General features: G+C 56.6%; 12 protein-coding genes and 3 tRNA genes. 8 read left to right on the top strand and 7 right to left on the bottom strand.

Annotated features, from left to right (window positions below):
* Positions 1-30: 30 nt before the first annotated feature.
* Together ettA and KP702_RS05820 are read right to left on the bottom strand one after the other, a co-directional pair.
* On the bottom strand, positions 31-1,710 hold the full coding sequence (gene ettA, locus KP702_RS05825; protein ID WP_202207100.1) for an energy-dependent translational throttle protein EttA: 1,680 nt from the start codon (positions 1,708-1,710) through the stop codon (positions 31-33).
* 76 nt (positions 1,711-1,786) lie between these two features.
* Positions 1,787-1,860 (bottom strand) — tRNA-Ile (locus tag KP702_RS05820).
* 219 nt (positions 1,861-2,079) lie between these two features.
* Between KP702_RS05820 and KP702_RS05815 the strand changes: the two genes are divergently transcribed.
* From KP702_RS05815 to KP702_RS05800, 4 genes are all read left to right on the top strand, one after another.
* A complete protein-coding gene (locus tag KP702_RS05815; protein WP_202207267.1) occupies positions 2,080-4,218 on the top strand; it encodes an FUSC family protein in 2,139 nt (712 codons plus the stop codon).
* 115 nt (positions 4,219-4,333) lie between these two features.
* On the top strand, positions 4,334-4,735 hold the full coding sequence (locus KP702_RS05810; RefSeq protein ID WP_202207099.1) for an alcohol dehydrogenase: 402 nt from the start codon (positions 4,334-4,336) through the stop codon (positions 4,733-4,735).
* A 203-nt stretch (positions 4,736-4,938) separates the two neighbouring features.
* The gene (gene ppa / locus KP702_RS05805; RefSeq protein WP_046900674.1) at positions 4,939-5,460 is read left to right on the top strand and encodes an inorganic diphosphatase; all 522 of its coding nucleotides are present in this window, start codon (positions 4,939-4,941) and stop codon (positions 5,458-5,460) included.
* 189 nt (positions 5,461-5,649) lie between these two features.
* Entirely contained in the window at positions 5,650-7,182 is a 1,533-nt protein-coding gene (locus KP702_RS05800) for a carbohydrate porin (protein ID WP_215768631.1), read from the top strand.
* 401 nt (positions 7,183-7,583) lie between these two features.
* Here the strand turns inward: KP702_RS05800 and KP702_RS05795 are convergent.
* A tRNA-Gly gene (locus KP702_RS05795) sits at positions 7,584-7,658 on the bottom strand.
* A gap of 135 nt (positions 7,659-7,793) precedes the next feature.
* Positions 7,794-7,868, bottom strand: a tRNA-Gly gene (locus tag KP702_RS05790).
* Positions 7,869-8,084: 216 nt separating this feature from the next.
* Between KP702_RS05790 and KP702_RS05785 the strand changes: the two genes are divergently transcribed.
* Genes KP702_RS05785 through KP702_RS05775 form a run of 3 tightly spaced genes read left to right on the top strand, consistent with a single transcriptional unit; the run spans position 8,085 to position 9,890 of the window.
* A complete protein-coding gene (locus tag KP702_RS05785) occupies positions 8,085-9,029 on the top strand; it encodes a co-chaperone YbbN (RefSeq protein WP_202207097.1) in 945 nt (314 codons plus the stop codon).
* A 4-nt stretch (positions 9,030-9,033) separates the two neighbouring features.
* A complete protein-coding gene (locus tag KP702_RS05780; RefSeq protein WP_202207096.1) occupies positions 9,034-9,714 on the top strand; it encodes an LON peptidase substrate-binding domain-containing protein in 681 nt (226 codons plus the stop codon).
* Entirely contained in the window at positions 9,711-9,890 is a 180-nt protein-coding gene (locus KP702_RS05775) for a Trm112 family protein (protein ID WP_046900670.1), read from the top strand. Before KP702_RS05780 ends, KP702_RS05775 begins: the two co-directional genes overlap by 4 nt.
* Positions 9,891-9,903: 13 nt before the next feature.
* Here the strand turns inward: KP702_RS05775 and KP702_RS05770 are convergent, their stop codons facing one another.
* Both KP702_RS05770 and KP702_RS05765 read right to left on the bottom strand, forming a co-directional pair.
* Positions 9,904-11,415, bottom strand: coding sequence for a globin-coupled sensor protein (locus KP702_RS05770; RefSeq protein ID WP_202207095.1), 1,512 nt, complete (start codon positions 11,413-11,415; stop codon positions 9,904-9,906).
* 119 nt (positions 11,416-11,534) lie between these two features.
* A complete protein-coding gene (locus KP702_RS05765) occupies positions 11,535-11,897 on the bottom strand; it encodes a hypothetical protein (RefSeq protein WP_202207094.1) in 363 nt (120 codons plus the stop codon).
* A gap of 103 nt (positions 11,898-12,000) precedes the next feature.
* Between KP702_RS05765 and KP702_RS05760 the strand changes: the two genes are divergently transcribed.
* Positions 12,001-12,663 (top strand): tyrosine-protein phosphatase, encoded by a 663-nt coding sequence (locus KP702_RS05760; RefSeq protein WP_202207093.1) that lies wholly within the window; start codon positions 12,001-12,003, stop codon positions 12,661-12,663.
* An 8-nt stretch (positions 12,664-12,671) separates the two neighbouring features.
* On the opposite strand, the gene KP702_RS05755 is transcribed toward KP702_RS05760, so the two are convergent.
* On the bottom strand, positions 12,672-13,190 hold the full coding sequence (locus KP702_RS05755; RefSeq protein ID WP_202207092.1) for a helix-turn-helix domain-containing protein: 519 nt from the start codon (positions 13,188-13,190) through the stop codon (positions 12,672-12,674).
* Positions 13,191-13,205: the final 15 nt, after the last annotated feature.

Below are 13,205 nucleotides of genomic sequence, written 5' to 3'. Positions count from 1 at the left end.
CCCGGTGACGTGCAGAAGGAACGGTCCGTCTTAGCGGGCCAGCGGGCGATATTTGATACGGCTCGGCTCAGTCGCATCCGGACCAAGGCGACGTCGCTTGTCTTCTTCGTAGTCCTGGAAGTTGCCTTCGAACCACTCGACATGGCTGTCGCCTTCGAAAGCCAGGATATGCGTGGCTAAACGGTCAAGGAACCAGCGATCATGGGAGATGACCACGGCGCAGCCAGCGAAGTCTGCCAGAGCATCTTCGAGGGCACGCAGCGTATCAACGTCAAGATCGTTGGTCGGCTCATCGAGCAGCAGGACGTTGCTATCTTCCTTGAGCATCTTGGCAAGATGAACGCGGTTACGCTCACCGCCCGACAGGATGCCAACGCGCTTTTGCTGGTCAGAGCCCTTGAAGTTGAACGCCCCGACATAGGCGCGGGACGGAACCGTCCGCTTGCCAAGCTGAATGACGTCCGTACCGCCGGAAATTTCTTCCCAGACGGTCTTGTTGCCATCCAGCGTATCGCGGGACTGATCGACATAGCCGAGCTTCACCGTCTCGCCGACCTTCAGAGAGCCACCATCCGGCGTGTCCTGACCGGTGATCATCTTGAACAGCGTGGACTTACCCGCACCGTTCGGACCGATCACACCCACGATGCCACCAGGCGGAAGCTTGAAGTTCAGGCCATCGATCAGCAGACGATCGCCAAAGCCCTTCGTCAGGTTCTCAGCCTCGATCACCGTACCGCCAAGGCGCGGACCCGGCGTGATAACGATGTCCGCCGTGCCACCAACCTTCTCGGAGTTGGCTGCCAGCATTTCTTCGTACTTGGTAATACGAGCCTGGCTCTTCGCCTGACGTGCCTTAGGCGAGCTGTTGATCCACTCCTGCTCGGCAGCAAGAGCGCGCTGGCGGGAGCTCTCTTCCTTCTCTTCCTGAGCCAGGCGCTTGCGCTTCTGGGTCAGCCAGGATGAGTAGTTGCCTTCGAACGGATAGCCACGGCCGCGCTCAAGTTCCAGAATCCAGTTCGTGACGTTATCAAGGAAGTAACGGTCATGGGTGATGACCATGACGGTGCCCTGATAGTCACGCAGCGTCTTTTCGAGCCAGCTGACGCTCTCGGCATCAAGATGGTTGGTTGGCTCATCGAGCAGCAGAATGTCAGGCTTCTCAAGCAGCAGACGACACAGCGCAACGCGGCGACGCTCACCACCGGAAAGCTTGTCGACCGGGCTGTCTGCTGGCGGGCAGCGCAGCGCGTCGAGAGCGATCTCCAGCTTCCGATCTAGCTCCCAGCCGTCACCGGCATCGATGATTTCCTGCAGCTCGGCCTGTTCCGAGAGAAGATTGGTCATCTCCTCATCGGACATAGGCTCAGCGAACAGCATGGAAATTTCGTTGAAGCGATCGAGTGCGCGCTTGAGTTCACCAAAACCGAGAGCGACGTTCTCACCAACCGTCAGCTTTTCATCAAGCTGCGGCTCCTGCTCGAGGTAGCCGATCCTGACGCCATCGGCCGCCCAGGCTTCACCGCCGAATTCCTTGTCGATCCCGGCCATCACCTTGAGCAGCGTGGACTTACCCGCGCCGTTGACGCCGAGAACACCGATCTTCACACCGGGCAGGAAGGAAAGGGTGATGCCCTTAAAGACCTCACGTCCACCCGGATAGGCCTTCGTAAGATCCTTCATGACGTAGACGTACTGGTAGGCGGCCATGATGAGGTCTCCTGTTCGGTGGTGGAGTGCGGAATGAGCGGCGGCAGACAGGCTCGCCAGACAAAATAGAACACCGTGCGCCCGGAGGGACTCGAACCCCCAACCAAGCCGTTATGAGCGGCCGGCTCTAACCAATTGAGCTACAGGCGCGCGGTAGCTGCACGAAATCGCTCACCTGACGCATTTTTGCAAGGGCTGACATGGTGAAATGTCTTTTTTTGCATTATGTGTCAAAACGCCTCCCGTCCCCGACTGGCCTCAGAAGGCCATTGCCGCCGTTTCGAGAAGGCACCTACCGGTTTTCATTATTCTGGGGGAAGACGTGGCTGGACGCTCATTGAAACACATTACAACGCCGCACATTCGGTGATGCAGGCAAGCGCGACAGCTTTTCTGCAAAAATTCCGCTGGCTCTACAGCCCGGACCCGGTCATGGCCGGCTACGCTCTCCGAACTACTCTGACGTCCCTGCTCGCGCTGGGGATTGCCCTGAAGATGGAGCTTGGTAGCCCGCAATGGGCAGCCCTGACCGTCTGGATGGTCGCGCAGGGCACACGCGGGCGCAGTCTGGCAAAGGCGAAATGGCATCTGTTCGGCATGGTGCTGGGCGTGATCTGCGGCGTGATACTCGTCGCAGCCTGCCCTCAGGCGCCCTTGATGTTCATTCTGCTTCTGGCCGCAGGCATCGGGCTGTTCTGCCTGATAGGCACGTTCATGCCGGGGCCAGCTTCCATGACCAACTACCGTATTCATGGTATGCGGGCGACGGGCTTCACTTACGCCATTGTCTCCCTCGATGGGATCGCGGACCCACACCACATTTTCGAAATTGCGAGTTCGCGCGCCACATACATTGTGCTGGGCATTGTTCTGGAAGCATCGATTTCTGGACTGTTCCAGCTCGGCCTCACGAAACGAACGCGCCAACAACTCACCAGCACTTTTGAAGACACCCTGAAGCCAGCACTTTCAACCATCGCGGACATCCTGGCGGGCAAGACGGATGCTCTGGAGACCATGCAGTCTGTCTTCACCCGGATCACCACTTTAGGGGATCAGGTTGAATTCGCTGAGGTCGAGCTGGGACGACAGGACCATGCGGGCGATCATACGCGAGCCGCCCTGGCGAACATCGCTGTTCTTCTGGCACGGGCCATGGACCTTGCCACGCTGATGCGCCTTCCCCTCAGTCAGGATGACGCTTTCCTCGAACAGGCCAAAGCGATCCAGCACATGTTTCTCGCCTTGCCCGCGAGGCTGGAGAGTACCGAGAGCATGGATGCAATTTTGGGCGATCTGCGAGACATCAGGCGGGACTGCCGACGCCGGGTCGTAGAAGATTTCGATACTGTTCTTCCCAAAGTAGAAGACCGCGCTGCCATGCTTCGCCACGGCATGTTGCAGCAGTCTCTGGTCGAACTGATTGATGCCCTGAGAATGGCCCTGCGGCAGTTCGAAGCCAGCCGCAATCCTCAGCCTCACGATCATTTCCATGAGCCTATCCGATCCTACCGGGACTGGCGGCAGGCCATCGTTAACAGCCTCCGCTCATCGGTGACTGTCTTCGGGGCGGGTGTAATCTGGATTGCGACAGCGTGGCCCAGCGGCCTGACATTCATCATGTTTGTCGCGATTGCATGCAGCCTGTTCTCGACGCTGGAACGCCCAGCCCTTGCGACACAGGCTTTTTTGCATGGTGCCTGCTGTGCCGTTTTGGCTGGGGGCGTGCTCGATCTGCTTTTGCTGGGAAAACCCACAACATTCGAAATGCTCGGAATGTGGTCTGGCGTTGCCATGATGTTAGGCGGGCTGGCCTTCGCCTATCCGCCACTGACGCTTCCGGCCGTCTCTTACAATCTGTTCCTGCCCATCCTTCTAGGCCCTTCCAATCAGGGCCGAACGGATGAAATCGTCTATTTCAATACGGCCATGCCGCTCGTTCTGGGCCTGCTTTACACATCATGGATGTACCGCGTTTTTCTGCCCTATGACCCAGCGCACCAACGCTGGACCATGCGCGAACACATCCTTCAGGACCTGCATCACATTGCAGAAGGGAAAACGAACGCCACGCTTGATACAGTGGTCTCACGCAACGTGGATCGCTTCGTTCGCCTGATGACCAATTCAGGAAATACACCGTCTCCTGTGGTCCACGCCTATCTGGCGGGCATTCTTTCCGCGATGCGCGTCATGCTGAACCTGCTTCGACTGCGCGCCATAGACCATGATGCGTCTCTCAACCCCCGTGCACATCAGGCGCTGGAACTGGTGCTGGCCCGGATGAGTCATTTCAGTGGTCGTTATCATGGACATTACGGACGGACGCTCCGCGCCACCCTCCTCGCCATTCAAAGACTGCGAGACTGTGAAACAACCGAATCGCGCCCCCGCCAGCGCTTCGTGTTGATTGCCGCCCTCACCGCTCTGGACGTCATTGCGACGGAACTGGACACCAACAAGATATTCTTTGACACAAAAAGCCCCTATCTCGACCCGCCGGTTTGAGTGCTCACGAAGAAATGTTCTGAAATAGACTTTTCTTTTCACGAAAAGGGGGGAAATGTTCCGTTTCAACCGCGGAGTGCCGCGGGAAGACAGGGTCTTCAGAAAGGATACCGTCATGTTTCGTCGTATCGTGCCCGCTCTCGGCCTAGCTCTTGGCCTCGGCGTGATGTCCACGGCTGCTATGGCCCAGGAACAGTCGCCACCGCCTCCTGCTGCCGTTCAGGGCACGCCTGGCAAAGATTTCACGGGCGTCTCTCCTGCCAATCTTGCAGGAATCATGAACTACTGCATCGAGTTGCAGTATCTCTCTTATGATGAAGGCAACCCGGCTCTTTACGGCCTGAGCGAAAAGTACAAGGCCACCGAACAGACGGTTGGCAATGAAGACTATGCTCTTGGCACCTCTGGCTTCTTCAACAGCAACGGCAAGCGCTATTATCTGGTGGCCTACACCAACGAAGATGACCGTCGCGCAGCCTGCCACAATGCTTTGAAGGCCGCACAGCCGCTTCTCTGACCCTGACTTTCCGAGTTTATCGGCTTCTACGAACGCTCCGGCCCTGTGCTGGAGCGTTTTGCGTTTCTGGCGATCTGTCGAGCGCTCTCAACCCCGCGACCGGCACGCCAGTTCCCTATCATGTTTTTGCTTCCGCTCTGGGCAGAAAGGCGCAGGACAGCTAAGGTTCCGCCGTCTTAAAACCAGTTCAGGACGTGAACATCATGGACGTTTCCAAGATCTCGCCCGGCAAAGACGTGCCGAACGACATTAATGTAGTTATCGAGATCCCGCAGGGCTCTCAGGTCAAGTACGAAGTGGACAAGGATAGCGGCGCGATCTTCGTGGATCGTTTCCTGTTCACGCCCATGGCCTATCCGGCAGCTTACGGCTTCATTCCTGGCACCCTCGCCGCTGACGGTGACCCGGCTGATGCCCTCGTGCTGGCTCCGGCAGCCGTCGTTCCTGGCGCCGTGATCCGTGCACGCCCGATCGGCATGCTGAAGATGGAAGATGAGAGCGGCCAGGATGAGAAAATCATCTGCGTCCCGCACGACAAGATCCATCCGCAGTTCACGGACGTGAAATCCATCGACGACCTGCCAGAGATCACACGCAAGGCGATTGAGCACTTTTTTGAGCGCTACAAGGATCTTGAGCCCAACAAATGGGTTAAGGTAACAGGCTGGGCTGGCAAGGAAGAGGCTGGTAAAGTCATCGAGGCAGCACTCGCAGCAGCCAAATAATACGATGTTGTGATCCGTTTTATACGGATTATAGTTTACATCGCTTGGTATAGGCTTTGTTTTTTCCTAAGAAATGAAGCCTATATCATATGAGCGTGATATTTTCGAAATTTATCTCATAATCTCTGTTCTTCATCCCGGAAAAAGTGTTACGAAGATCTCGCAACCTGATACCCGAGGATAAGAGACTTGTCTCGCCTGCATCTCTATGCCGCAGCCTGTGCGGTTTCTTTTACGCCCGCCATCGCTGCCGCTGAAGGCGCGACCAAGGCTCCCGCACCTGTCACGACCGTCGTTCAGTCAAAGGCTGGCGAAAAGGTTACGACCGTGCGCGTTCTCGCTCCCATCACGGTTATGGACTGGCCGGACCAGAACTCAGAAAACCCGAGTGTTCGCGTCAACACGCCTCTAACGATCATGTCGTTCGACAAGGAGCAGGTGCCACCGCTTCCCAAGCCTGAGGCATTGTTGACCAACCCGTTCGGCTGGAACAAATGGCTTCGTGACCGCGGTATTGCGATCATGATGGACAACACCAACGAATACACGGGCGCCATCACCAAGCCGACACCAGGTTACGGGCTTCGTCAGGGTAGCAGCAACGCAGGCCAGTACAGCCTTGAGAACGATATCGACTGGGAAAAGCTTGCTGGTATCCGCGGCTTCTCAACCCATGCCGTTGTTGTCGGTCGTTACGGTATTCCGGCAAGTCGCATGTTTGGTGACAACCTGAACCCCAGCTCCGAAATTTACGGTGCAGGCGGCAACGTGGTGGTGCACCTTGTCTATGCCTATGGTGAAGAAACGCTTGCAAATGGTCATTTTGACGTCGCTGCCGGACGTATTCCGTTCCTGAACGACTTCTCCGCCAACCCGCTGTACTGCAACTTCCAGAACAATGCCTTCTGCGGTAACCCGAAGGCATCGTCTGATAATACCACCCATTCGTCCTACCCTGATGCAGTGTGGGCAGCCCGTATCCGCGTCCGCCCGACAAAAAGCACATACATCCAGACCGGCGTGTATTTCGCGCAGGCAGGCATTTACAACAACGTTCAGTACCGGACGGGCTTTAAGTTCAACGGTGCGGACATCAATGGTGAAGCCGTGCCAGTGGAAGCTGGCTGGGAGCCACTGGTCGGTAAGGACCACCTGCCAGGCCACTACAAGGTCGGCTACGCCATCGACAATGCGCCTCACAAAGACAACTACTATGATGTCAACGGGAACCCGTATGTCATCACGGGCCAGACCCAGCGTACGGTCAATTATTCCTGGGCAGCCTGGTTCCTGGCGGACCAAATGGTCTGGCGCCACCATACGCCCGGAAACCCGGACGCTGGCCTTGTCGTACTGGGCGGCTTCTATGCCAACAGCCCCCGCACCCAGACGCGTGCCCAGCAGTATGAAATCGGGTTTGTGGACAGCGGATTCTGGAAGGCTCGGCCACTGGACGGCATCGGTGTGAACTTCACCTATGTTCGTGTTGCAGGCAGCGTTTCCGACACCCAGCGCCTACAGCTTGCTCGTGGGATGTCGCTTATGAATGGCTCTTACGGGATTCAGAGCTACGGCGCAGTGCTCGAAGCGAACTACCGTATCCATGTGATGCGCGGCGTGACCTTTGCACCGGACTTCCAGTACTACTTCCGTCCCGGCGGTCAGGCTGCACTGCACAACGCAGCAATGCTGGGCTTCAAGAGCCACATCCAGTTCTTCTAAGCCTACACGGCGGCCAGTAGATTATTCTGACTGGCCGCTTTTATTTTCAGGCGTAACGGCCAGGCAGCATTGGCGCGACAAAGGGCACGTCTAGTTGGTCAGTTGATGGCCAACGCAGTGGCTTGTGGCCAATCTCCGCTCGCGCGGTCATTCCCAAAATAAACAGCTCTTTCGTGCCTCAGAAAGCTGACGAAGAGCCACTTACGCCCACCTCTTAAGCGTAGAACGGCTTTCCAAATCCAAGATTAATGCAGTTCGCGGGCAAGCTGGATCAGGGCTGAACGACAGCCTGACCGTCGCTGCACTTTCTACGACCGCGCAGTTTTCTCGTAGCGGGACACCATCTTGTGGCAACGAAAGCCAGAAACGAAAAAAGACGCCCTAAGGCGTCTTTTTCAAACTGGAGCGGGTGATGGGATTCGAACCCACGACCCCAACCTTGGCAAGGTTGTGCTCTACCCCTGAGCTACACCCGCATTCCGTGAGGCGGCTTATGGCGGAAACTTGCAATATCCGCAAGAGGAAAGACGAGCGGAAAAGCATTTTCCTGATCAGGAAACATTTACTAAGCCAGAAACGAAAAAAGACGCCCTAAGGCGTCTTTTTCAAACTGGAGCGGGTGATGGGATTCGAACCCACGACCCCAACCTTGGCAAGGTTGTGCTCTACCCCTGAGCTACACCCGCGTTCCGTGGGCGGTGTTATTACTGAACTTACGAAGACATGCAAGAGAGAAAATGTACCCTCCAGTCAATTTTTCAGCCCGTGCCGTTTCTTGCGATGAAGAAGCCTGATCTTCTGACGAGATCAGAGGCGTTCCCACGAAAGCGCCCTTGCACACAGAGCCATCAGGCCCGATCTTCAACGGAACTAGATTTTCCCAGCAGGATGGCTTCCATTCCATGAGCAGCACTTTTGACGAACATCTGATTGGCCAGTCCCCGTCTTCAGGCAAGGCCGCATACATCGTCGAAGCAGATCAGACGACGTTCATGGCGGACGTTGTTGAGGCCAGCCAGCAGATCCCGGTTCTAGTGGATTTCTGGGCCCCCTGGTGCGGCCCCTGCAAACAGCTGACGCCCGTTCTGGAAAAGATCGTCCATGCTGCCAACGGACGGGTTCGTCTGGTCAAGGTCGATGTAGAGGCCAACAAGTCCCTCGCGGCTCAACTGGCTCAGATGGGGCTTCCGCTTCAATCCATTCCCGTCGTGGTCGCGTTCTGGAAGGGTCAGGTTCTGGATCTTTTCCAAGGTGTGCAGCCAGAAAGTGAAATCCGCCACTTTGTCGAATCGCTTTTGAAAGCTGCTGGCGGCACGATGCCCGCAGCAGATATTCTGGCCGCAGCCAAGACAGCCCTTGCCGAAAACCAGCCCGCAGAAGCTGTCGGCCTCTACGCGCAGGTTCTCGATGCAGAACCTGAAAACCCTGAAGCATGGGGCGGGATGCTGCGTGCGCTTCTGGCCCTTGATGAGTTGGAAGGGGCAGAAGAAGCGTCCAGCCAGATCCCTGCCAAGCTTAATAACCATCCTGAAATCACAGGCGCGCGCGCAGCACTCGCTCTCAAGAAAGAAGGTGCGGCAGCGGTTTCCGAACTGGATACTCTCAAACAACAAGCCGCGGTCTCACCTGCTGACTTCGATATCCAGCTCAAACTAGCTGGCGCGCTCAATGCTGCGGGAAATCGCGCGGATGCTGCGGATGTCCTGTTGGGCATTATCCGTCAGGACCGTGACTGGAATGAAGGCGCTGCCAAAACGGAACTGCTGCGTTTCTTCGAAGCGTGGGGCCATACGGACCCTGTAACGCTTGCTGCGCGTCGCAAGCTGTCTTCTCTGCTGTTCTCGTAATCCCATGACGAAAACGCCCGACACCTTTCTGGATCTGAATGATATCCCGCGCAGGGTTCCAGCTCTTGCGGACCTTACCCTTGCGGATATTCCTCCGCGGGTCGGGCTTTTTCCACTGTCTGGAGCCATGATTCTGCCAGGAGGGCATCTGCCTCTGACGGTCTTTGAACCGCGCTATGTCGCCCTTCTGGAAGATGCTCTCGCGGGGCGCCGACTCATCGGGATGATACAGCCACAGGAAGAAGACGAAACGGATCCACTTCCCGTCCTGCATAACATTGGGACACTTGGTCGAATCACCAGCTTCACAGAACACTCGGACGGTACATTTTCCATCACGCTTCTGGGCATCACTCGTTTCAGACTGCTGATGGAAGGTTTGACACAACGGGGCTGGAGAGAAGGCACTATTGACGCCTCACCTTTCTTTTCAGACCTGCTGGAAAGCGACCCCTCCCCGATCAATCGGGCGCGTCTGCTAAGCCGTTTGAAAAGCTATCTGACAGCACATCAGCTACAGACGGACTGGTCTTTGCTTGATGAAATGGATGATGACATGCTGCTCGTCATTCTGCCGATGCTTGTTCCGTTCAGCTCTGAACAGAAACAGGCTCTTCTTGAAGCAAGTACACTGGATGACCGCGCCGGGGTCTTGCTGGATCTTCTGGCAAAAGGCATGGAATGACCATGAACACTGAACTTGACCCTCGCCTCCTGTCCTTGCTGGTTTGCCCCCTCACCAAAGGGCCGCTCACCTATGACCGTGACACGCAGGAACTTATCAGCCCCCGCGCGAAGCTGGCATTTCCAATCCGGGATGGCATCCCCATTATGTTGCCGGAAGAAGCGCGCTCTCTCTGACAGAGGCCCCTCTTTAGACCCGATGCAATGCAGGAAGATCGTTCTGAACCTTGAAGTTCATGACGATCTTCATCAACTGGGCGGCATCCCCCACCAACTCCTGACTGGAGTTGCTCATCTGCCTCACGATCGCCGCGTTAGTCTTGGTCACGGCTTCAAGCTGTGTCGTACTGGTGTTGATATCCATGATCCGCTGCGCCTGAGCCTCTGCACCTGAGGCAATTTGTCCCACAGCTTTCCCCAGTCGATTCACGGATGCGCTGATATTACCAAGCGCAGCCCCCGTTTCGTCGACCATCGTCACGCCACGCTCCACGTCTTCCATACTGCTGCTGATCAATTCCTTGATCTCACGGGCGGCTGTTGTAGACCTCTGGGAAAGTGCACGTATCTCCTGGGCAACTACAGCAAAACCTCGCCCCGCATCGCCGGCACGTGCCGCTTCTACGCCTGCGTTCAAAGCCAGAAGATTTGTCTGAAAAGCGATCTCATCAATAACGCCAATAATCTGGACAATTCGTGTGGATGATGCCGAGATCTTGGCCATTGCTTCAACTGTCCGAGCAACAACTTCCGTACTTTGCCCTGTTTCATGACAGCAGGCTTCGACCGTCTCATCTGCCTGGCGCGCTTCCTCAGCCACTTCCTTTACGGACGTCGTCAACTGGGTAATGTTGCGCGATACGGTTCCCAGGGCGTCAACCTGCTCCGCAATACGACAGGCAATGTCCTCGGATGAACTGCTGATCATTCGGGCCCGGTGCTCCACGACACCAGACGTGGAGCGTACCCCCTGCACAATCCGCCCCAGTCCACTGCAAGCGCGCTGGAATGCCCCGCTCATCCGCGCTGCCTGGCTGGCAAGCTCAGGATCAATGTCCTGTACAAGATCTCCTTCGGCCATGCGGTCCAGCGAATCTGCAAGTGCTTCGGAAAGAGCGGACAGACTTTCGTTGCGCTCTTTCTCGGCGCGGGAACGCTCCTGCCCGTCCAGATTCAGAGTGTATGTCTCAAGGCCAAGTTCCATATCCAGAAACGCGGCTTTGACCAAAAGCCCGACCCGCGCAGCAACGTCTTGGCTGGTCAGAACAGATCGGCGTTTACCGAACAATCTCGCGAAAAAGCCCTGTTTCTGTTCTGGCCAAGCCTCCTGAATAACACCTGCGACAATACCTTCGACCAGCAGCCCGTAACTGCCGATATACCATTGTGGATCCAGGCCAATACGAGCGTGAGTATTCCCAATCGCACGCGTACTCTGGACATAGTCGGGGCCGAAATCACCCTCGAGAATACGGCTCCAATGTTTTTCCTGCTGTGTGCGGGCTGTATTCTGCTGGGAGGAGCTCGAGAAAAAACGTGCCAGTTCCGGTGTCTCGTCCACACGTCGATAAAACCGGTCAAGCGCAGGGGGCAAGATCCGGCGGATCTGTTGGCCAATTCGGGATATCAGGGCTTTTTCACTGGCTCCAATTCCCAAAAAGGCAAGGCGCTCTTTAATATCTGCCGCGACCTGCTCGGTCATTTCTGGTCTCCAAGACGTCAACTCGGCCCACTGGTGAGGACTGCTTCCGCCCTACCACGCCAATAGTTACGCAATCATGAAGACCAGACCGTCAGCCGCCGCTCGCAGCCCTGTCGTTCTTAATTTCCACTGTTTTTGCCGTACGACACTTCTGTATCCGGAACTGCGGGACGCGGTGTAATATCGGCTGTGTTGCCACCCATACCACCGGTCCCGAAGGTCATCCCTTCAGAAGACGGATCGCTGCTTTCACGTGGACGGTTTTCCTCGCTCATTCCACCCGGCGGCATCGGCATAACGGGGGCATCATCCACATAGGATACGCCGCTTGGATGCGAGCGACGATGAGAGGTTCTATCCGGAGCAGCTCCCGGCGGGGGAAGTGCGGTCATATCCGCAGCCGGTCCGTCAAACATTGAACCAACACCACATCCCGTCAGGGACAGGCAGGACACCATCAGAGAAAGAGAAAGCCACCGCATAAGCTGACATTACCATTTCCTTGCGGTTGACGCATCCCCATCTCAAGTGGGACACAGCGCTGCCTGAAGCTGCTTCATGCTCTCACAGTCGAGGACGTTTTTGATGTTTGAAGGCCGGATTACTTCTGCCGCTACGCTGCGACGGGCCTGGTGGGACAGTCTCTTTGTGGACCATTCCATCTTTCGCCTCGGCTGGACAAATCTTGCGGAAGTCGTTCCTGGCAAGGTGTGGCGCTGCAACCACCCAACACCGTCACGTCTGCGCAGACTAACAAAGCAGCTTCACCTCAAGACGCTCGTAAACCTGCGCGGACATCGTAAATGTGGGTCAGACGCTCTTTCTCGCAGCACAAGCGAGAAGCTGGGTCTGACGCATCTGGATATGGCGTTTGAGAGCCGGGGCGCGCCACACAAGGATCGCATCCTGCGCTTTCATGCCATGTATCAGACCCTTCAGTTTCCAATGCTGATGCACTGCAAGTCAGGAGCTGACCGCGCAGGATTAGCTTCGGGGCTGGTTGTGATGTTTGAGGGGGGAACGGCAACAGACGCTCTCAGGCAGCTGCACTGGCGCTTCGGACATTTCAACCGGTCCCGCACGGGAATCCTGGATGCATTTTTCCTGCGCTACCGCGCTGAAGCCGAAGGGCGTCTTTCCTTCATGGATTGGCTTCAGACCGAGTACGATGAAGACCGGCTGCGGGCCGATTTCAAAGCGGGCAAGATTTCGTCCTTCCTGAACGATAGCATCCTGCGCCGCGAATAGACCCTGGCTTATTCTTCTGCAGGGCCGAGGCTGCGGATAAGGTCCAGCATTCGCTTTCGCACGGAAGGATCTGGAATGCGATAATAGGATCGCACCAGATCAACCGTTTCACGCCGGCTGAAAAGCGCCGCTTCATCAGCTGGCAGATCAAACAGCCGTGGCGGTTGAACCGCTTTGCGGGGCGGACCGCCGAAAGTGGCCTGCGTTTCTGCAAAGCCGGTCGTGACTGAGGGCTGAAGGGGTACAGGTGCTGCCTTGGGGGCCGCATCCTGCATATCATCGAAGAAAAAACCGATCGGCACATCCAAGACACGCGCCAGATCATAGAGGCGGCTTGCCCCTACGCGGTTGGCACCACGTTCATATTTCTGGATCTGCTGGAACGTGAGTCCCAGCGCCTCTCCAAGCTTTTCCTGCGAAAGCCCCATCAGCGTGCGCCGCAGCCGAATGCGGTTTCCGACATGCACATCGACCGGGCCAGCAGCCGAAGCACTCTTTGGCTCGGCCTTAACGTGACCCGTAGACATGATAATCCTCCCCTG

This window comes from Gluconobacter sp. P5B12 (genome assembly GCF_018812035.1).
Classification (GTDB): domain Bacteria; phylum Pseudomonadota; class Alphaproteobacteria; order Acetobacterales; family Acetobacteraceae; genus Gluconobacter.
Note: the sequence above shows the minus strand (reverse complement) of the source record. Positions and strands in the feature narration are given on the sequence as shown.